The sequence below is a fragment of the Pedobacter sp. KH_004 genome, assembly GCF_057840755.1.
In genome coordinates this window covers 4,048,140-4,067,425 of sequence record NZ_CM174519.1, presented here as the reverse complement: position 1 = coordinate 4,067,425, position 19,286 = coordinate 4,048,140, and the positions used below count along the sequence as shown (strand labels likewise).

Below are 19,286 nucleotides of genomic sequence, written 5' to 3'. Positions count from 1 at the left end.
GTTTGTTATTTTGAGATTTCCAATGCTTTTTTAGCTACTTCAGTTCCAATATTTGATTGTTTTTTGGCTTGCGAAACATTTGTTCCAGAAACTTTAACACTCTTGGTTTTTTCACCAGAAATATCGAACAGCAGGGCCGAACCCTCTTTGTATTTAAAACCATCAAAGTTGATATTGTTGCCGTTCTGAATTTTCACCACCGGATTGGTATCCTCTGTAATAACGTTTACATTTTTTAAATAAATGCCGGTACCCTCGATAATTTCCACACCTTTTTTCGCCTGGATGGTTACATTTTCCATGTAAATATCTTTAATGTTCATCTCAGGTAAACCTCGAACAAAAATGGCTTTCTCAGCGCCATTGGCCACTACATCTTTAATATAAATATTTTTAAACTGAGGAGTAGCTTCCGTTACCGGCACCACAACTGTTTTTATGGCTTCGCGTTTTTCGCCAGCCAAAACAATTGGATCAACGGCAGCATAATACATGTCGAACAAAATCGCTTCGCCAGGGATATCAATCATGTTGATGTTATTGATATAAATATTTTCTACTACACCACCTCTACCGCGGGTAGTTTTAAAGCGAATTCCGATGTCAGTACCGATAAATGAGCAATCGTAAACCCATATATTTTTAGCACCACCGCTCATTTCGCTTCCCACAACGAAACCGCCATGTGCGTGATAAACCACGTTGTTTCTAATGATTACGTTTTCAGTCGGTTTGCCACGTTTACGCCCAGCTTCATCTCTACCCGATTTAATGCAGATCCCATCATCACCAACATCAAAAGTGCTGCCTTCTATTAATACATTTTTACAAGATTCAATATCAACACCATCGCCATTTTGTGCAAACCACGGGTTTTTAACCTGCAAATTTCTTAATGTTAAGTCTTCGCAAAGCAAAGGATGTAGGTTCCACGCCGGAGAGTTTTGAAAAGTAACACCTTCTAAAAGAATTTTTTTGCAATTGGTTAGTACCAGCAAATTCGGGCGAAGAAAATCTTTTATGCTTTGCAAATCGGCAGTGTTTTGTCCTGCGGCAACTACACCTGCATTTTTGGTTTTCGATCCTTTTAATGTTTTTTCTGAAGGATACCACATTTTGCCGTCTTCGCTAACCAGGCCTCCGGAAGCCACTAATTTTTTCCACTGCGATTCGGTAAGTTTATCACGTTTAACCATGCGCCATGCGCCGCCGTTTCCATCAATAATCCCCGAGCCTGTGATGGCTATGTTTTCTAAATCGAAACCTGAAATAGGGCTTTGGTTACGCCATGCTGGCTGTCCTTCCCAGTTGCCTTCTACTAATTTATATTGATTAAAATCATCAGTAAACTGAAGCAAAGCATCGCGTTTGAGGTGTAAATTTACATTGCTTTTAAGTTCAATAGGACCGGTCAACCATAAACCACCAGGGATCAAAACCACACCGCCGCCTTTCTGACTAACCGCTGCAATAGCTTTGTTAATGCTTTCTGTGTTTAACGAAACACCATCGCCTTTGGCACCAAAACTTACAATACTAGTGGTATCAGCTTTGATATTTACCTGTTGGATAACGGGCATGCTGGGTTTCTGTTGCGCCATTGATGCGCTTACTGAAAACAAACAAATACATGCGAGGGCGATTTTAGAACGGTATAAACTACCAGAAATATGTTTCATTATTTGTGCTGTTAAATTATACTTGGTTATCGTAATAACAAGTGTACGTTGTTTGCCGCTAAAAGCGAAGAGAAATCTATGCAAACGTTGCCGGAGAATAAAGCAAGATTGAATATTTAAAGTATGATTTATGAATTGATAATCAGCTGCTTATGTTAGCTATTTCCCTTCCGGATTCCATCCTCGGAAAACGTTTTCCAAAATGTAACTTTTATACTCGGTTTCGGTGAGTTGGTGCGACCAATTTACCCGCTTTTTAGCGTTTGCCCCTTTTCCTGTACTTTTGTATTCAGCGTAGTAAGCCGTTTGCTCATTGCTTTCTTTGCCCCAATTATTCCAACCTTCGGGGCGGATAATTTCTGGAAGTTCACATCTTAAAAAAACAACTTTAGCGTAAGGCCTCCAGGGGCGACCAAGATAAAAGCTATTGGCTGCGGCATCGCCAGTAATTTTACATTTATTAAAAACATAGCCGTATTTTGTGGTATCAGCTGTAGATGCCGCGGTAATGTATCCTTGTTTTTTGCAATAAAGGGTGCAGTTTTCAAACCAGGCAGTTGCTGCACCGAAGATATAATCAACCGTACCTTCGATGTAACAATTTTTGTAGTACTGGCGGTTGTTTGCTCCATAAGTATAGAGCGTATCCTGAAATCCCAAAAACCTGCAATTCGTAAAGGTCGATTTATCTCCACCAGCCCAAACCGCTACGGCTTGTCCAACCGGACCAGATGAATTTTCAAATGTGATATTCTCCGCTGAAAATCCTTCACCGTAAATATAAAAGCTCGACGAACCTGATGTTCCTTTGTCTTCGCCAAAGGCATTTTTCTTTTGAGCATAATCATCGTAAGTCAAAATGGTTTCGTTCAAGTTTTCGCCAATAAACTTTACATTTTTCTTCGAAGCTGCCAGGATTAACTTTTCTTTATAAATTCCTTTTTTGATAAAAATCACAGTAAGCTTATTTCGAAAGTCAGGAACTGCATTAATGGCTTCCTGCACGGTTTTAAAATTTCCACTCCCATCAGTCGCTACGGTGAAATCGGGCTTTACCTGGGTTGCAACTGCTGTTAAAGAAATAAGAGTGAATACAAATAAGATGAATACTTTCATAAAGATTGGTTAGATAATTATAATGGCCACTGCTGGGATAAAATTTCCAAGTTCTTTTTTAAAATAATGTGATGAACAAGTTTAAACATTAAATAGCTTTCTGAACGAACTAATCTGAACTATAAATGCCGCAAACGATGTCGGGAACGATTGCACAGTAAAGGGTTGCGATAAAGTAAAAAAAGGTTTAATCTTGTTCTTAGCGCTTGAGCAGTCGTTATTTAAAGGCAAATATTTAGTGCTTTCCAAAGACGAGATTGTTTTTCTAACCAAAATATAATTGATCATGAAATTCTTATTTACCCTTATTTTTACTTCTTACTTTTACCTGAATTGTTTCTCACAGTCTCCGAAAGCAGCTTATGTTTCTAAAGTTTGGGTTTCTGATCAGGGAAACGGGACCTATAAAAATCCGGTGATCAATGCCGATTATTCTGATCCGGATGCCATCAGGGTTGGTGATGATTTCTATATGATTGCTTCCAGCTTCGATGCCATTCCAGGGCTTCCCATCTTACATTCAAAAGATTTGGTGAACTGGAAAATTATTGGTCATGCGCTAAAACGCCAACCCCCATTTGAACATTTCGAAAAAACCCAACATGGAAATGGCGTTTGGGCACCTTCCATCCGGTACCGGAACGGAGAATTTTATATCTACTATCCTGATCCCGATTTCGGAATTTATCTAACTAAATCTAAAACGATAACGGGCGAATGGTCTGCTCCAAAATTGGTTGCCGCTGGTAAAGGATTGATCGACCCTTGTCCGTTTTGGGATGAAGATGGGAAAGCTTATTTGGCTTATGCCTATGCAGGAAGCAGAGCTGGAATTAAAAGTGTCTTAGCTGTAATGCCGCTAACTGCTGACGGGTTAAAAGCCGCCGAATCGGGAATAATTGTTTACGATGGACATGAATTGGATCCAACCATTGAAGGACCCAAGGTTTATAAGCGCAATGGATATTATTATTTATTTGCACCAGCGGGAGGAGTTTCTACAGGTTGGCAATTGATATTGAGGAGCAAAAATATTTATGGTCCTTATGAAAGGAAGGTGGCGATGGATGAGGGAAAATCTACCGTAAATGGCCCACATCAGGGTGCCTGGGTGAATACCCAAAATGGAGAAGATTGGTTTTTGCATTTTCAGGATAAGGACGCTTATGGAAGGGTAGTTCATTTGCAACCCATGAAATGGATTAACAACTGGCCTGTTATTGGTGCAGACAAAGATGGTGATGGGATTGGCGAACCTGTACTCACCTACAAAAAGCCGAACGTGGGTAAGGTTTATGCGATAGAAACACCTGCCGAAAGTGATGAATTTAATTCCTGGCAATTGGGCTTGCAATGGCAATGGCAGGCAAACCCACAACCTACCTGGCTTTTCACAGATGCTAATAAAAGTGTTCTAAAGCTTTACACGGCAAAAATTCCAGACGAAGCTAAAAACTTATGGGATGTGCCGAACTTGTTGATGCAGAAGTTTCCGGCTGATGAATTTAATGTTACCACGAAAGTAAACTTTAAGCCAAATCCGAAGTTAGAAAACGAGCAAACCGGGCTGGTTGTGATGGGCAGAAGCTATGCTAAATTGAGCATCAAAAGTAAAAAAGATGGTATTTATTTAGTTTATGGTGTTTGCCAAAGTGCCGACAAAGGAAAAACCGAGAACGAAAAGGAAATCGCAAAGCTTAAATCTGGTGTTGTTCATTTTAGAGTTAAGGTTTCAAACGGCGCCAAATGCCAGTTTAGTTATAGTGAAGATGGAAATAATTACAGTAATGTTGGCGATGAATTTCAGGCAACTGCAGGGCAATGGATTGGCGCAAAAGTAGGTTTGTTTGCCATAAGGGACACGCAGATTAATGATTCGGGCATTGCTGAATACGATTGGTTTAGAGTAGAGAAATAGCAAAGCGATCTGTGTGGGTTTAGACAACGGAATAACCATGTCGTTTTCGAGCGCAGCTGAGAAATCTTTGTATTTTCAAGAGGCAAATCGGGGGCTTGACGCAGTTTTTTTTCTCGCTAACTGAAATAGTAAGGCGATCTGTGTGGACACAGACCACGTAATAAAATTAAATAAAGGCTGCAAATAACCAAAGTTTTCATCACACACATCTTAATGAAAGCATGAAAAGATATAGATTTATAATCGCCGCAACGGCCGTTGCAATAACGTTGATATCATTTAGCCCCAAGCCAAACCCTGTAAAAGTTTATCTCATTGGCGATTCTACCGTTGCCGATTATTCTTTAGAAAATAATTATCCACAAAAGCGTTTTCCTTTGATGGGTTGGGGCCAGGTTTTTCAACAGTTTTTAAGAAAGGATAGCCTTAAAAACCTGGGCAATTTAATACGAAGCGACAGTGCACTGGTAGTGGATAAAGCTAAAGGTGGGAGAAGCACCCGAACCTTTTTTAACGAAGGGCGGTGGAAAGAAGTAACAGATAGTCTGAATAAAAATGATCTGGTTTTACTTCAGTTTGGGCATAACGATGCCGCTAAAGATAAACCAGAGCGCTATGTCGACATCCCGGGCTATAAAGGTTTTCTTCGGATGTATGTGCGGGAAACCAGAGCTAAAGGTGCGGTGCCCATTCTTATTACGCCGGTAACCAGAAATTATCCCTGGAAAGATGGAAAGTTGGGTAGCGCTCACGGCGGATATCCCCAGGCGGTTAAAGATGTTGCTGCAGAATTAAATGTAGCCATTATTGACTTAACTGCACTTTCAGCGGCGCTTTTCACCTCAAAAGGAAATGAGTTTGTAACGAAGAACTATTTCATGAATTTGGATTCAGGTAAATATGAGGCTTATCCAAAAGGACAAAAAGACAATACCCACTTTCAGTCAGAGGGTGCTAGAGAAGTAGCCAAGTTGGTTTATGAGGAGCTTAAAAAAATGAAATTGAATTAAAAAGGCACCAATATGCTTTAGTGCCTTTACTTTAGCGTTTAACTAACGATTAACTTGGTGCTGATGGCAATTCTATTCCAGGCATTAATGGTTACAATGGCCATAATAATTTGAGCCAATGTTTTTTCATCAAAAATGCTTGCTGCTTTGTTGTAAGTTTCATTCGAAACGTGGTTGGTAATGAGGGTTATTTCCTCTGTTAGTGCTAAAACCGCTTCCTCTTCTTTTGTAAATAAAGCTGTTTCTCTCCAGGCATTTAAAAGGTACAGCCGCTGTTCTGTTTCGCCAATTTTGCGTGCATCAGCCGAGTGCATGTTTAAACAAAATGCACAACCATTAATTTGCGAAGCCCTCATTTTAATAAGCTCCAAAAGGATAGGATCTACGGTGCTTGTTGATAAATATTTTTCTAAACCAAACATGGCTTGGTAAGCTGCTGGTTCTGCTTTTTGGATGTTAATTCTATTTTCCATTTCTTTTGTTTTTTGATTACGATGTAAAGGTCATCACTTAAAAAATCAAAAAACTTAATGTAGATTAAGAAATGAAAAGGGTGTTTTAGGCCTACCGTTTGGCTCTGATTTTACTTAAAAATTCTGGCGTAAAACCCAGGTAAGAAGCCAGCATATATTGCGGGACCCGCTGTACAAATTCAGGAAAAAGTTTGTTGAAGTTGGTATATCTTTCCTCAGCAGTTTGACTATACAAATATTTGATTCTGATTTGTGAGGCTTGATGCAGTTTCTGATAAATTAGCCGAAAGTATTTTTCCAATTTCGGGAGCTTTTCAAACATTTCCTGATAGTGATGATGTTCGATGGCGATTACTTCCGTTTGCTCGGCCGCCTGGATGAAGAAATCTGATTGCTTTTGAAAGATAAAGCTGGTTAAATCAGAGATCCACCAATTTTCGATGGCAAATTGAGTGGTTTGTTCGGCTCCTTTAATGTCTATAAAATAAAGTCTTAAGCAACCCTTTACCACAAAATAATTCGCCCGGCAGGTTTCTCCTTCTTCGAGGAGATAAGCTTTCTTTTTAAACGAAAATGATTTGAGTAGTGAAGTAAGAATATCTTGTTCTTCGCTACTCAAACCTATAAATTTATTGATATGAGTAAATAGTGCCTGGTACATGCTCGGTGTTATAACGATGCTAATTTAAGCATAATTACAACACCGATACTTATAACGAAAAGGCTTTGTAGATGGGATGAGCATACTCCCCCCAATTCTTCATTGCGCCTAGTAAAATAGTTTTCAAACCTTTATTATCTGTTGGTTTTCCTTTTACTGGTGCGGTTAAGTCTTTTTCCGGCACTGCAGTTTCGGTTACTTTTGTAGCAAACCACGTTATATTTTCATGTGGTAAAGCTAAGCCTAAAATCATCCCAGGCAAACCCGTAAATGACTCCGGGCCACCAGAAACCGCAATTTGATTGGAGTAATAAGCCACTACATAAACCGAATCCATAATCACTGCATTTGCCCTGCGACATTTGTAACCTGCAATTTCTCGTGTTTCATCTGTTATTTTCCAGTTGATTTTACGAACACTATCTTTAACTAAATAAGTATCCTCGTAAACATTCTTTTGAGTAATACTACTTTGCGTATCGAAATCAGTAGCGATGGTGTTTTTCAAATCGCCCAATACATCCGTATTTAACCAATTATTATTCATTGTTTCTTCAACCGTTGGCCATTTGTATAAGCTTTTATCCCGAGTAAAACTTAAAGTGCTTTTGGCAACTTTAAATTGCGGATTGTTTTTCTTGTACTGCTCAAACGCCTGATTCATATAGGTTTCATTGTCCTTATTGATTTTTTTCTTTATCAATGCGTACATATTCGATCTTTTTTCGAACTCAATAATGCCATTATGAATAAAGTGGACGTTCTGTGCTTGTAAAGTTTTGCTGATGAAAATAACAGCAAATAGAATGATATATTTAAGTGTAGTTTTCATGATGATTATTTTGAAGTTTTTAATCCGCCGCCCATTTTATTAAAATCCCAAATTACAGAGAACATAAAATAGCGCATGATGGTGGTGTAGCTGCTTTGTGTAATGTTTCCGTTGTAGGCTGTTCTATCGAAACCAACATTCTGATTTAAAATATCATTCACCGACATCATTAATTTGAGGTTTTCTGATTTTAAGAACTTTTTATTTAACGATGCATTCCAGAGAAACCGAGAGAAAGTTTCGTTAAAGGTTTGTGTTTTTCCTCTAAACTCATATTGCGCATCGGTTGATAGTGAAAATTTGCCCGGTAATTGAACGCTACCAGATGAATAACCATTCCATCCCCAGCCATCACTGTTACCAAAATTGCCAATACTTGCTCTTGAAACATTATATGTTGGACCAACATTGATATAAAAATTATACTTCTTCTCAACGTATTTGTTTAAATCAATACCCAAATTATAGGTGTAGTTTTTGGTATTGTTTAGTTCTTTGTTGATGTAATTGTAGGATGAATTTCCATTGGTGCTTAAATTAATGCCAGCATTTAGGTCGATCCCACTAATTTTTCTACTGCTTTGTGCATATACAGAAAAACTTTTTGACATTTTATCGGTGATATTTACCGATCTATAACTGCTTCTACCTGTTAATGCATCGGTAGTTACATCGCTCACAATTGGGTTTGCTGTGAAGCTATACGACCCACTTAACCAAATTGATTGATTGGTGAGGACTTTATACGAATTGTAATTGGCATTGATGTTACTTCTAAATGATGGTCTTAAATCTGGATTACCCAACGAAATATTCAATGGATCAGTATTTACCCTAACGGGTTGAATTTGATCTAAAGATGGTTGATTTGTATTACCGTTATAACTGATTCTGAAAGATTTTTGTTGAGAGAACCTATACTGATAAGAAGCTTGAGGCATATAATTAACAAAATTACGATCGTAGGTTTTATTGTTGTATAAGTCCGTTTGTTTGAAGTTAACACCACTAAATTTTGAACCAAAATTAATTATTGTTTTGCCTTTTTTATAGTTGAAAATTGCGCCACCTTGATTAATAATCTGATCTAGTTGGTAATCATTACTAAATTCGGTATCTAAAATATCGTAATTACCACTTGCAGATTGGTTGAATGATTTACGATCTGACTTGCCATTCATTAAGCTCAAACCGTAATTTACAATCACCGTCATGGTTTTCGATAAAGGTTCGGTATAGGCTAAGTTTGATTTGAAGGCACTATTGGTAATATCGTTAACTTTATATTGATTAATTAAGCTGTCTCTTCTGCCTGTAATTTCATAGAAACTGTTTTCTGAGTTTAAATAGCCATCGCTATTGCTCTTTGTAATAGACTGGTTCAAGTTTAATGAAAGTGTACGTCCTTTTTTCTGAAACCGTTTAGTAAGCAAGCCATTGATGTTGAACATCTGCTCATCCACCTTATTCTTTAAAGTTCTTTTTGTGGTGTTAAGTAAATCATTGTTTCCATCTGTACTCGAAGTATTGTAATCGTTAAAAGTATTACTTTGTTTCAATGTGCCATCTACATTTACTTTTAATGTAAGTGTCGAATCGAGTTTTACTTCATAAGTTGCATCCAGCTTCTGTCTGAACATATCATTATCCGTGTATTGATCAGAGACGTTGTTAATTACGCCAGAACTTAAGTTGTTTTGGCTGATGGTTTTTCTATCGCCTTTAACTCTAATGGATCCGATTTTATAATTGGTGTTTAGCGATTCTTTGTCTTTATTCCATTTACTGTCGAAATGTAAACCGCCGGTGCGGGCAACTGGAATTCCCTGACCGTTATATTGTCCGTCGTAGCTATCAAAATCATCCGAACCACCAGAACTGAAATACATTCCACCATCGTCTGTCATGGTCATCCCGCTGGAGCCACCATATTTATCACGATCATCCCAACCTAAACCTACAGTTCCATTGTTCCCTAAAATGCCATAAGCAGAGAATTTTTTCTTGCCCCAAAACTTGTTGAACATGAACTGGCCATTATAAAAATCGTCGGTTCCGTATCCGCCTTGCACTTTCCCGAAATAGCCATTCTTTTTATCTTCTTTCAGTTTAACATTCAGGGTTTTTGTTTTTTCGCCATCATCAATTCCGGTAAAACTTGCCTGATCACTTGCTTTATCATACAATTGAACTGATTCAACCATGTCAGCACGAAGATTTTTCGTTACTAACGTGGGGTCATCACCGAAGAACTCTTCGCCATCAACCAGTACTTTTTGAACGGTTTTACCTTGTGCCGTTATTTTTCCATCCTTATCTACCTGAATACCCGGAAACTGTTTAATCAGGTCTTCAACCTTTGAATTTGGTTCAATGTTAAAAGCTTTGGGATCAAATTCGGTGGTATCACCTTTAATTTTAATGGCATTCCTGTTTCCTTTGATAATTACATCAGCAAGAATTTTCGCCATTCCGGTTAAATTGATTTTTCCATAATCTTTAACCTGCGTAGTAGAATCGAGTGTGAAATGATCAACAAAATCCGCGTATTTTGGATAAGAAACCAAGAGAATAAATTTTCCGTTTTTAATTCCGTTGAGTTCGAATGATCCATTTTCAGCTGATCGGGTAAATTTTACAAGCGTAGAATCTTTTGAATTCAAAATGGCGATTGTTGAACCCGCTAGAAGTGTGGTAGATGCGGTGTCGATAGTTCTTCCTTTAACGGAATGTAAACCTTGTGCATTTGCGCTAAAATTGATGAGCACAAAGCCGCACAGCAATAGGAGAAGGCGTTTCATAGATTTGATTAGTTTTGTTTGCCGAATATAAAACTAATATTTTAGTTAAAATATACGCTTTAACCTTTTTTAACAATTATCTCGAAATCATTACATTACGTCTTGCTTTCCCGCAGCCAATCGTTTTTGGTTACATCATTCGATCGTCCGTCTATAAAGATTGAGTCCTAAGCTAATACTGTGTTTTTGCCAGATAGGTCAAGTTTATTGCCAGTTTATTCAAAGAGATAATACAATTTTAGAAAGCGATTCTCAATTAAAAATGGTCGATTTTACTGCTAATAAAAGTAATATCAAATCAATACAAAAACCTGGTTTAGCAAGCCATATGAAAAAAAATATTCTAAATGAGCCATACTAAGTTTGAAAAGGAGCTGCTAGGTTAGTCTAGCAACTCTAATTTTGTCGTCATTGCGAGGTACGAAGCGATCCTAATGCATTGGTCTAAGAACGCGTTGATAGGTGTAAGGTTGCTTCACAACAACGAACCATTTATTTAGAAATCGAACTTTATGCCTTGCGCCAATGGTAAAGTATTCGAATAATTAATGGTATTGGTTTGCCTTCTCATGTAAGCCCTCCATGCATCAGAACCACTTTCTCTACCGCCACCAGTTTCCTTTTCACCACCAAATGCGCCACCAATTTCGGCTCCAGAGGTACCAATATTCACATTTGCAATACCACAATCAGATCCTTTAGCGGATAAAAATTGCTCCGCTTCCCTTAAATTCAAAGTCATGATGGCAGATGATAACCCCTGTGGAACGCCATTTTGCAAAGCAATAGCTTGGTCTAAAGTTTTGTATTTGATCAAGTATAAAATTGGGGCAAAGGTTTCGTGTTGAACAATTTTAAAATCGTTTTGAACCTCGGCAATGCAAGGTTTCACATAACATCCGCTACTGTAATGTTCGCCTGTTAAAACACCACCCTCAACCACAAATTTTCCACCTTCTACCTTACATTTTTGGATGGAATCGAGGTAGGCCGCAACGGCATCTTTATCAATCAGCGGACCGACGTGGTTGTTCTGATCCAGCGGATCCCCAATGCGCAGCTGATCGTATGCTTTGACTAGTTTTTCTTTAAAGGCATCATAAACACTTTCGTGGATAATTAATCTCCTTGTTGATGTGCAACGCTGACCTGCGGTACCCACGGCGCCAAAAACCGCACCGATTAAGCTCATGTCTAAATCGGCATGTTCGGAGATAATGATGGCATTGTTGCCACCCAGTTCCAATAAACTTTTACCTAAACGGGCTCCCACGGCTGCGCCAACCTGTTTCCCCATTCGGGTAGATCCGGTTGCCGAAATTAATGGTACCCGACCATCGTGTGTCATGAGTTCGCCAACAGCTTTATCTCCAATAATTAAATTGCAAACTCCCTCAGCAACATCATTGGCTTTAAAAACCTTTGCAATGATATGTTGACAGGCGATAGCCGTTAAAGGCGTTTTTTCTGATGGTTTCCAGATGCAAACATTCCCACAAACCAATGCCAAAGCAGCGTTCCATGCCCAAACCGCTACCGGGAAATTAAAGGCAGAAATAATTCCTACAATCCCTAGCGGATGCCATTGCTCGTACATTCGATGGCTTGGGCGCTCACTGTGCATGGTTAAACCATAAAGCTGACGCGATAAGCCCACAGCAAAATCGCAGATATCAATCATTTCCTGTACTTCGCCAAATCCTTCCTGTAAACTTTTCCCCATTTCGTAAGAAACCAGGGTGCCTAACGCATCTTTGTTTTCTCTCAATGCATCGCCAAACTGGCGAACAATCTCTCCTCTTTTTGGAGCTGGAATGGTTTTCCAATCATTGAAAGCAATTTGAGCTTTTGCAATAATTGTTTCGTAATCTGTAGCGCTTGCAATTTTTGTTTCTGCAATAAGTTTACCATCAACCGGCGAGAAGCTTTCTAGTTTTTCAGCGTTCAATTCGCCTCCCCAATTGCTTCCGGTGCTGAAAGCAGCATTGCTTTCGGTAACACCCAGTTTGTTTAAAATGGATTGAATATCTGTATTCATATATCTAACGATTTACACAAAAAAACAAAAAATTAACATAAAGCAAGTTACATTTGGCTGTTTACTTTGTCATAATTCTTAACACATCGCTTTAAACACAACTGACTTATTAAATATAAAATATGAATAAAAAAATTTTCGTCTGTAGCGCCATACTGGTTTCGATTTTGGCAGCAAACACACTTTCAGCTCAAGAAAAAACGGCAGATCAATCGACAAATTTATCTGTTTATCGGGTAACGCCCACCAAAGTGAATGATCTGGTACATACCAAACTCGATGTATCTTTTGATTATGCAAAGCGATATCTGTACGGTAAAGAATGGATAACATTGAAGCCTCATTTCTATACAACTGATTCATTGACCTTAGATGCTCAGGGGATGGACATCAAAACGGTTTCATTGGTGGGTGCGAAGGGAAATACTCCGCTAAAATATGTTTACGAAAACAATAAACTGTTTATCACCTTAAACAAGAAATATACAAACGCCGAAAAATACACTGTTTATGTTGCTTATACGGCAAAGCCGGATGAATTAAAAGTTCAAGGCAGCGCTGCGATAACTGATGCAAAAGGACTGTATTTTATCAATCCTGATGGTGCAGATAAAACCAAACCTATCCAAATCTGGACGCAGGGTGAAACGGAATCTTCTTCAGCTTGGTTTCCAACAATTGATAAGCCAGATCAGAAGACTACGCAAGAAATTTCGATGACGGTTCAGTCTAAATATACTACGTTATCCAATGGAAAATTGATCAGCCAGAAAGCCAATACCAATGGAACCAGAACAGATACCTGGAAAATGGATTTGCCACACTCACCTTATCTGTTTATGATGGCAGTGGGCGATTTTAAAATCACTAAAGATACTTACAAAGGCAAAGAAGTAAATTATTATCTGGAGCCAAAATATGCACCTTTTGCAAAGCAAATTTTTGGTAAAACGCCTACGATGATGAAATTCTATAGTGACATTTTAGGTGTAGATTATCCATGGAATAAATATGCCCAGGTGGTGGCCAGAGATTATGTATCGGGAGCAATGGAAAATACAACCGCTACGTTGCATGGCGAACATATTCAAAAAACAGATCGCGAGTTACTGGATGGAAACGAAGAAGGTACCATTGCTCACGAACTTTTTCACCAATGGTTTGGAGATTACGTGACTGCAGAATCTTGGTCTAATTTAACTATGAATGAATCTTTTGCCACTTTTGGCGAAATAATATGGCATGGATATGATGAAGGAAAAGATGCAGAAGATAAATCGCGATACGAGAAATTACAATCCTACATCAGCTCTACAAAAAATGGCGAAAGCCCGGTTCTAGCTCGTTTTTATTATAAGGATAAGGAAGACATGTTTGATAATATCAGCTATGCCAAAGGCTCTGTGATTTTGTATGCGATGAAAAACCAAATGGGTGATGCGGCTTTTTATAAAGGCTTGAACAAATATTTAACCTCAAATGCGTTCAAAAATGGCGAAACACATCAGTTACGCTTGGCTATGGAAGATATAACAGGCAAAGATTGGAGCCCATATTTCAACCAATGGTATTATGCTGGCGGTCACCCGATTTTAGCGGTTGATTTTGGATATGAAAACGGAAAAGCAACGATTAAAGTAAAGCAGACACAAGATGCTGCAATACAAAATTTTACTTTACCAGTGAAAGTAAATATTTATGCAGGCGGGCAAAAAATTTCTAAGGAAATTTTGATCAACAGCCGGGAACAAACTTTCTCTTTTGAGGTAAGCGCCAAGCCGGATTTAATTGATTTCGATGCCGATAAAATTGTAGTAGGGGAAATTAACGACAACAAAGTTGCCGAGAACTATTATTTCCAATACAAAAATGCACCAACTTATCCCAATAGGATTGAAGCTTTGCAATTTATCATGCAGAGTAAAGCTAAAAGCGGACAGAAAGTTTTGCTTGATGCTTTGAAAGATAAATCTGGAGATTTAAGGGCTTTGAGTATTGAAGGGCTTAACTTAGATGATGAAGAAGTCAAAGCTGCAGCATTACCTTTATTACTGCAAATGGCAAAAAGTGATAAAAATACCGAAGCGAGAGCGGCGGCAATTAATAAGTTAGCAGAAACAGGCGATCAAACCTATAAAGCCTTATTGGTTGATGGTGTTAAAGACAGATCTTACCGCGTGATTGCAGCTTCGGTGGCGGGTTTAACCAAACTTGCGCCACAAGAAGGGTTAACAGCACTTTCATCTTTAGATCAAGATACGAAAGACCATATCGCATCATCAATAGCTTCGTTATACATCAGCGATCCAAAGGATGAGCATCAAGCATTTTACGATAACATTATGGATACTGGCGATAAGAACAAGATTTTCGGAGTCATTGGTCAGTATTTCCAGTATTTAAGGGCGAATACCAATCCAGCGGTAACCGAAAAAGGCGTGAAAAGCATAAGCAACGCTATTGAGCGATTGAAGCTGCAAAATTATTTAAACAAACAACTTTCTGGCGCTTACACGGCAACAGCACAAGGCAAATCGCAACAGGCCACATCAGCTAATGGCGAGGCAAAATCAAATTTAAATAAGCAAGCTGAAATCTTTAAAAAAGCTGCAGCAGATTTAGGAAAGGAATAGTTTTAAACTGAAGAGGCTGTCTCAAAAAGGCAGTCTTTTTTTTTTGTAAAAAAAATATTTTTTTACCTTTTAAATTTGGTTTATTACGTTGAATTTCAGATGTTTAAGTATAAATAATTGAGGTTTATGCCAGTCCAAATACCAGTTTTCAAGCCCTACTATCAAGACCAGATTATGGCTATTCCGCCTACTCTGGATGAACTTGTGGCAAAAGGCCATCCTGTTCGCATCGTGAACGATGTTATTAACCGAATCAATATCCAGGGGCTGTTGGATGCTTATAAGATTAAGGGTACTTCAAGTTACCATCCCCAAATGCTGTTAAAGGTTTTGGTATATGGGTATGTGAGCAATATCTATAGTAGCAGAAAGCTGGAGGTAGCCTGCAGAGAGAACATCAATTTTATGTGGCTCAGTGGGATGAGTTATCCCGACCACAATACCATCAACCGTTTTCGTGGCGTGCGGCTTAAGGATGCACTTCGCAGTGTATTTGAGGAGGTGGTAAAACTTTTGGCTGCAGAAGGCCTTTTAAGCATTGAAGATGTTTATACTGATGGTACCAGGATAGAGGCCAATGCGAACAAGTATACCTTTGTGTGGAAAAAAGCCATCCAGACCAATAAGGAGAAGATGAAGAAAGCCTTGAGTGAAATCTGGCAATATGCCCAAAGTGTTGCCAAAGTAGAAGATGGCTTGCCCGAACCACCGGATTTTACCGATATAGATACAGAAAAGGTACAGCAGACCGTGGATACGCTCAATGCAGTATTGGCAGAAAAAACAGATCTGGACAAAAAAGTCAAAGCGAAGGTATATAACCAGGGAATATCCGGAAAAGATAGCAGAATATGAGCGTAAAGAAGAAATCCTGGGGGAACGCAACAGCTTTAGTAAAACCGATACCGATGCGACTTTCATGCGGATGAAGGAAGACCACATGCAAAATGGCCAGCTCAAACCAGGTTATAATGTACAGATATCAACCTCAAACCAGTTCATCGTAAATTATACCATTCACCCGAACCCCACTGATACCACTACTTTAAAAGAACATATCGAGCAACACAAGGCAAGCTTTGGTAAAACCCTGAAGACCATTACCGCAGATGCAGGTTATGGAAGCGAGGAAAATTATGAGATCATGGAAGCTGGCCAGATTGAAGCTTACGTAAAATATGGCATGTTCGACAAGGAGCAGAGTGAAACCCACAACAAGAAGAAACCATTTGCCCAGGACAGGCTATTCTATAATCGGGAGCAGGACTGCTATATATGTCCAATGGGTCAAAAAATGAATTATATCGGCGATAGCAAACGAAAAACCAGTACCGGATTTGAGCAGACCAGCAAAAGGTACCAGGCAAAGAATTGTGCCACATGCCCACTCAATGGGACTTGCCACAAATCTCAGGGAAACAGGATCATAGAGGTCAACACTAATCTGGTGCGACATAAAGCAAAAGCATATCAGCTACTCAACAGTGAAAAGGGGGTTGAAAAACGAAAGCAAAGGTGTCATGATGTTGAACCAGTATTCGGGAATATTAAACAGAACCACGGGTTCCGCCGCTTCATGCTCCGAGGGAAAGAAAAAGTGGCAATAGAATGGGGATTACTGGCAATTGCACAAAATATTAGAAAAAAAGCAGCCTAAAAAGGCTTGCTTTTGCCCGTTTTAACAAAATAATGGTTAAATAAACATTTCTAGCCAGCAATAAACGAACAACACATAGGATTATTTAAATACAAAAAAAAGCTGCCTCATGTATTTTGAGAAAGCCTCAAACAAAAATTTAATTGATGCGTTATTATAGCATGTCACCATTTAAAGCAGCAATATTTGTAGGCGTAACTATTGGCCTAGTTTCATTTATCGGCATCAAGTTATTGGCGAGTCGCCAGACCGGCTCAGAGGATGGTAGGTTATTTATTTAAAAGTAACCTTACTACCTACAATCCACTTATCAAAGCTTGCGATATCAACACCAAACTGGCGTACTTCATAACGGTTAGCAACCCATACTGTAACTTTTGCATTTTCCCATTTGTGATAATGCTTTGGAGTAACAACGGTATGTGGCACAATTACACTTGCCTGATCTTTACTTTGTAACCTTCAGTATGGCAACGGTGACCTGCAACATATTCCTTTTCAACTATCCTCCCTGTGAATGGGTTTGGGGTGCATGCCGATAGCCCAATTACAAGCAGCATGATGACCGCTAATTTTTTCATTGATTTTTTTTAAGTTTGTATATGAATCGCGGACAGATTAAATGGATAGTTATTCTAATTATTGTTTGGGCCTTGATTTGGACGTTAAAGCATTACGGATATATAATTGGCCTGCCACAACCAGCGAGATAGCATGGAAGTCTGAAATGGCTTTGATCTACTGCTCCAACTCCTTCAACCACAACTGAAGCACACCGATCGACTTTTCAATCTCTTGGCGCAACGGATCTTTTTTGCCGCCTCTATCTAATCGTTTAACCACATCAAAGGTGTATGAGTTCCAACCGCGTTGCTCTGCGGTCTGGTAAAGCGAACCTTTACTGTTGTCATAATAGTTAGGCAAGGTTATCAGTGGCTCTTCGTTTGTTTCTGCGTGGATGCTTACCGTTTGACCGCCATATCTTTCAAAGAAATGATTAACAAAGCAAAATGGATATTTTACGCCAAACGTATCATTGATAGCAATTGATCCATCTTGATTTGACTCGTAAACATTCCCTCTCGCAAATTCAATATTTCCATCATCAGTGGTAATATCTTTAATACAGAGGAATTTATCCCCTTTTGTGATTTCTGTTATCATAGTTTGAACTTCTTAACCAACTTCCTATTAATCGCTTTTGCTTCCATCATGATGATGGTAGTTTTTTCATAATATTTTGTAACTTAGTGTATGGAATTACTCTTGACATTTTTATTCAACCTATTCTCGTTTAGGAAATTTTGGGAAAAGAAGAAGGATTAATCTACTGCTCCCCATTGCGATCTGCCATATCAAACTCTTTTGGATTTTAAGTAGATCAATCTATAGTATCAATGGTCTCTTGTCTTTATGCCTCTCGGCTTATAACCTCTAGCCTTCATATAATTGAACCAAACCTTTTCTTCCTCAGTTAGTGGTGGTGGATTGAACCTGGTTTCTAGGAAAAGATAAATTATCATAGCCACTACTATTACAAACCAAATCAATGGGAACCAGATCATCATATATACCCAGAAAAGGGTAACAACTAAAGCCAGAAGCGTTGTTAGTTTTTTCATTATTCAACTGCCCATACCCTTTCTTCGACAAGATGGTTTACAGCATCTTTATCGATTATAATTAGTTGACCGTTGGATTCAAGATCGTAAACCCCGTTCTCGTAGCTATTAACTTTTAGATCGCCATCTGGGCACATAATTGTGGTACCAGGCTTAAGAATTGTTTGAACTACCATTTCTTACCCCCTTTCTTCAAATCCTTTTCAAGGGCTTCAAAGTTTTCAAGGATGTAATCTTTTAATTGGCCCGATCGTTCATTGCGATATAGCCATTTCTTTTATATGATCATAATTTAGGAAATCACTCAGATTTTGCAGGCATCTTTCCTCCTTGTATCAATCAGATAAACAATTTGCCAGCCTTTATCGCCTTTTACCAACTGAAAAGAATTAACTCCGCAATGGCTAAACTTTTAATAAACATAAAAACCATAATCGGTCCAAACAGAAGCTAGCGGGCCATCTATTAATATTTTGGTAAACACAATTCGCTCATCGAATTTTTCTTTGTGAGGGGAGCCAATAAACTTGATAAAGCCATCTAATTTCGCTGTGCGTACAGCAGTACTGCCATTTTTATTTACAATGGTTTGCATGATAAAATCTTTGGCAAAAGCCGATCTCGCCAGAGTGCTGTCACCATTTTTCATTCCGGTAAACAAATTATTTACAGTTTTTTTAATCGCATTTTCATCGCTTTGAGCAAATGCACCTGTGCCTATAAAACTCAATAAAACCGCTAAAAAGGCGTATCTTTTCATGACTTCTCGATTACGTTACTCCCATAAATTTATATTATTTTTGTGAAAGAAGGGAAAAGGAACCGCGATGTTGATAAAAGGAATTC

The 19,286-nt window shown here is 38.6% G+C and carries 12 protein-coding genes and 1 pseudogene; 4 read left to right on the top strand and 9 right to left on the bottom strand.

Features of this window, described 5'->3' with window-relative positions:
* Positions 1-5 precede the first annotated feature (5 nt).
* Together AC3ITD_RS17520 and AC3ITD_RS17515 are read right to left on the bottom strand one after the other, a co-directional pair.
* Positions 6-1,679 (bottom strand): glycoside hydrolase family 28 protein, encoded by a 1,674-nt coding sequence (locus AC3ITD_RS17520; protein ID WP_265799649.1) that lies wholly within the window; start codon positions 1,677-1,679, stop codon positions 6-8.
* 159 nt (positions 1,680-1,838) lie between these two features.
* Positions 1,839-2,795 carry a pectinesterase family protein gene (locus tag AC3ITD_RS17515; protein WP_489361650.1) on the bottom strand — a complete coding sequence of 319 codons (957 nt, stop codon included), beginning with the start codon at positions 2,793-2,795 and terminating at the stop codon, positions 1,839-1,841.
* Positions 2,796-3,081: 286 nt separating this feature from the next.
* On the opposite strand from AC3ITD_RS17515, the gene AC3ITD_RS17510 reads away from it, so the two are divergent.
* Complete coding sequence (locus AC3ITD_RS17510) at positions 3,082-4,713, top strand: glycoside hydrolase family 43 protein (RefSeq protein WP_489361648.1); 1,632 nt, start codon at positions 3,082-3,084, stop codon at positions 4,711-4,713.
* Positions 4,714-4,934: 221 nt separating this feature from the next.
* Positions 4,935-5,723 (top strand): rhamnogalacturonan acetylesterase, encoded by a 789-nt coding sequence (locus tag AC3ITD_RS17505; protein ID WP_265799652.1) that lies wholly within the window; start codon positions 4,935-4,937, stop codon positions 5,721-5,723.
* A gap of 38 nt (positions 5,724-5,761) precedes the next feature.
* Here AC3ITD_RS17505 and AC3ITD_RS17500 read toward each other — a convergent pair whose 3' ends face one another.
* The 5 genes from AC3ITD_RS17500 to amaB all read right to left on the bottom strand — a co-directional run bounded on the left by AC3ITD_RS17500 (position 5,762) and on the right by amaB (position 12,528).
* Entirely contained in the window at positions 5,762-6,196 is a 435-nt protein-coding gene (locus tag AC3ITD_RS17500; RefSeq protein WP_489361646.1) for a carboxymuconolactone decarboxylase family protein, read from the bottom strand.
* Positions 6,197-6,287: 91 nt separating this feature from the next.
* Entirely contained in the window at positions 6,288-6,857 is a 570-nt protein-coding gene (locus AC3ITD_RS17495; protein WP_489361644.1) for a Crp/Fnr family transcriptional regulator, read from the bottom strand.
* Positions 6,858-6,906: 49 nt separating this feature from the next.
* The gene (locus tag AC3ITD_RS17490; RefSeq protein ID WP_489361642.1) at positions 6,907-7,689 is read right to left on the bottom strand and encodes a GLPGLI family protein; all 783 of its coding nucleotides are present in this window, start codon (positions 7,687-7,689) and stop codon (positions 6,907-6,909) included.
* A 5-nt stretch (positions 7,690-7,694) separates the two neighbouring features.
* Positions 7,695-10,490 carry an outer membrane beta-barrel family protein gene (locus AC3ITD_RS17485; RefSeq protein ID WP_489361640.1) on the bottom strand — a complete coding sequence of 932 codons (2,796 nt, stop codon included), beginning with the start codon at positions 10,488-10,490 and terminating at the stop codon, positions 7,695-7,697.
* A gap of 496 nt (positions 10,491-10,986) precedes the next feature.
* The gene (gene amaB, locus AC3ITD_RS17480; RefSeq protein WP_489361638.1) at positions 10,987-12,528 is read right to left on the bottom strand and encodes an L-piperidine-6-carboxylate dehydrogenase; all 1,542 of its coding nucleotides are present in this window, start codon (positions 12,526-12,528) and stop codon (positions 10,987-10,989) included.
* A gap of 122 nt (positions 12,529-12,650) precedes the next feature.
* Between amaB and AC3ITD_RS17475 the strand changes: the two genes are divergently transcribed.
* Both AC3ITD_RS17475 and AC3ITD_RS17470 read left to right on the top strand, forming a co-directional pair.
* Complete coding sequence (locus AC3ITD_RS17475; RefSeq protein ID WP_489361636.1) at positions 12,651-15,161, top strand: M1 family aminopeptidase; 2,511 nt, start codon at positions 12,651-12,653, stop codon at positions 15,159-15,161.
* Positions 15,162-15,287: 126 nt separating this feature from the next.
* Positions 15,288-16,818: pseudogene (locus AC3ITD_RS17470) on the top strand (IS1182 family transposase).
* Positions 16,819-17,556: 738 nt separating this feature from the next.
* On the opposite strand, the gene AC3ITD_RS17465 reads toward AC3ITD_RS17470, so the two are convergent.
* Together AC3ITD_RS17465 and AC3ITD_RS17460 are read right to left on the bottom strand one after the other, a co-directional pair.
* Positions 17,557-17,982 carry a hypothetical protein gene (locus tag AC3ITD_RS17465; protein WP_489361634.1) on the bottom strand — a complete coding sequence of 142 codons (426 nt, stop codon included), beginning with the start codon at positions 17,980-17,982 and terminating at the stop codon, positions 17,557-17,559.
* An 870-nt stretch (positions 17,983-18,852) separates the two neighbouring features.
* Positions 18,853-19,200, bottom strand: coding sequence for a nuclear transport factor 2 family protein (locus AC3ITD_RS17460; protein ID WP_489361632.1), 348 nt, complete (start codon positions 19,198-19,200; stop codon positions 18,853-18,855).
* Positions 19,201-19,286 lie beyond the last annotated feature (86 nt).

Bases quoted from the DNA above. Each gene is read 5' to 3' on its own strand.
- AC3ITD_RS17460 (WP_489361632.1), bottom strand. From the start codon at position 19,200: ATGAAAAGATACGCCTTTTTAGCGGTTTTATTGAGTTTTATAGGCACA.
- AC3ITD_RS17510 (WP_489361648.1), top strand. From the start codon at position 3,082: ATGAAATTCTTATTTACCCTTATTTTTACTTCTTACTTTTACCTGAAT.
- AC3ITD_RS17515 (WP_489361650.1), bottom strand. From the start codon at position 2,795: ATGAAAGTATTCATCTTATTTGTATTCACTCTTATTTCTTTAACAGCA.
- AC3ITD_RS17465 (WP_489361634.1), bottom strand. From the start codon at position 17,982: ATGATAACAGAAATCACAAAAGGGGATAAATTCCTCTGTATTAAAGAT.
- AC3ITD_RS17485 (WP_489361640.1), bottom strand. From the start codon at position 10,490: ATGAAACGCCTTCTCCTATTGCTGTGCGGCTTTGTGCTCATCAATTTT.
- AC3ITD_RS17475 (WP_489361636.1), top strand. From the start codon at position 12,651: ATGAATAAAAAAATTTTCGTCTGTAGCGCCATACTGGTTTCGATTTTG.
- amaB (WP_489361638.1), bottom strand. From the start codon at position 12,528: ATGAATACAGATATTCAATCCATTTTAAACAAACTGGGTGTTACCGAA.
- AC3ITD_RS17490 (WP_489361642.1), bottom strand. From the start codon at position 7,689: ATGAAAACTACACTTAAATATATCATTCTATTTGCTGTTATTTTCATC.
- AC3ITD_RS17495 (WP_489361644.1), bottom strand. From the start codon at position 6,857: ATGTACCAGGCACTATTTACTCATATCAATAAATTTATAGGTTTGAGT.
- AC3ITD_RS17500 (WP_489361646.1), bottom strand. From the start codon at position 6,196: ATGGAAAATAGAATTAACATCCAAAAAGCAGAACCAGCAGCTTACCAA.
- AC3ITD_RS17505 (WP_265799652.1), top strand. From the start codon at position 4,935: ATGAAAAGATATAGATTTATAATCGCCGCAACGGCCGTTGCAATAACG.
- AC3ITD_RS17520 (WP_265799649.1), bottom strand. From the start codon at position 1,679: ATGAAACATATTTCTGGTAGTTTATACCGTTCTAAAATCGCCCTCGCA.